The 1,165-nt window shown below is 39.4% G+C and carries 2 protein-coding genes; one reads left to right on the top strand and one right to left on the bottom strand.

The window, feature by feature from the left end:
* On the bottom strand, window positions 1-229 hold a 229-nt coding region (gene tnpA, locus EZ449_RS22525; RefSeq protein WP_131562947.1), incomplete at its 3' end, for an IS66 family insertion sequence element accessory protein TnpA.
* A gap of 707 nt (window positions 230-936) precedes the next feature.
* Here tnpA (EZ449_RS22525) and tnpA (EZ449_RS22520) point away from each other — a divergent pair.
* Window positions 937-1,165: IS66 family insertion sequence element accessory protein TnpA (tnpA, locus tag EZ449_RS22520; protein ID WP_131562947.1), on the top strand; the 229-nt coding region annotated here is incomplete at its 3' end.

Genomic DNA, 1,165 nt, shown 5'->3' with positions numbered 1-1,165 from the left:
CCTTAACGATTACCCCGTTTGGATAGACAACATCGATAAGTGTTGGTGTGATAACAGTTGTGGCAGTAACCCTGACAAAGTTAGAAACAGCCCTTTTCCGTTTGTTGCGGGATACCCAATTGGCAAAAGTGGTGCGTTTTACCCCAAGGGTCTTACAATATTCCTGCTGGGTCATGCCACTTACACGCCAAGCCTCAACGGCTAACATTTTTTCTTCTGATGTTTTCATGAATTTATTTTTTTTCAAAGAAAAACATCTGGAGGGTCAATTAAAATATGGACTTCGTAGGCTGCTTACGAAGAATTCGTGGAGAGAAACTAATTAGAAGCTTTCATTTTAAGCTTGTCGCAGAACGTTTTAAAGCATTTTCGACAGGCTCAATGTGAGAGTTAAAAAAAAACGCCTTGGTTCGTATCCTCAAGAATCGAAACAAAATAATAGACATAATCTTGGTGTGATTTTTCATTCTGAGTTCGTCGAAGAGTTTTTTATAACATTTCGACAAATGCATTATAGGATGATTCAAAAAAACCGTCATTTCGAGTGAAGCCGAGAAATCTTTGAACCGAAAGTCCACAGTTCAAAGATTTATCCATTCCGCTGCGCCTCAGTCGAAAAGACGTTGGTAATCTGAACATTTCGACAAGCTCGATGCGACAGCTCGAAAAACAATCCCATAGATTAAGAGGATTATCGCTGATTTGATCAGCGTAGATCTCATTAATCTGCGGGAGAAATTAGGACAAATGCTCACGCCTCGGTTCGTGTCGTCACGAATCGAAATAAAATAATACGCATTTAATATTTGTGTGATTTATCATTCTGAGTTTGTCGAAGAGTTTTTTATAACATTTCGACAAATGCATGTAAGCAGCCTACGAAGTCCATATTTTAATTGACCCTCCAGATGTTTTTCTTTGAAAAAAAATAAATTCATGAAAACATCAGAAGAAAAAATGTTAGCCGTTGAGGCTTGGCGTGTAAGTGGCATGACCCAGCAGGAATATTGTAAGACCCTTGGGGTAAAACGCACCACTTTTGCCAATTGGGTATCCCGCAACAAACGGAAAAGGGCTGTTTCTAACTTTGTCAGGGTTACTGCCACAACTGTTATCACACCAACACTTATCGATGTTGTCTATCCAAACGGGGTAATCGTTAAGG

It is taken from the genome of Pedobacter frigidisoli, assembly GCF_004331675.1.
Lineage (GTDB): Bacteria > Bacteroidota > Bacteroidia > Sphingobacteriales > Sphingobacteriaceae > Pedobacter > Pedobacter frigidisoli.
This window is presented reverse-complemented; position numbering and strand designations above follow the sequence as displayed.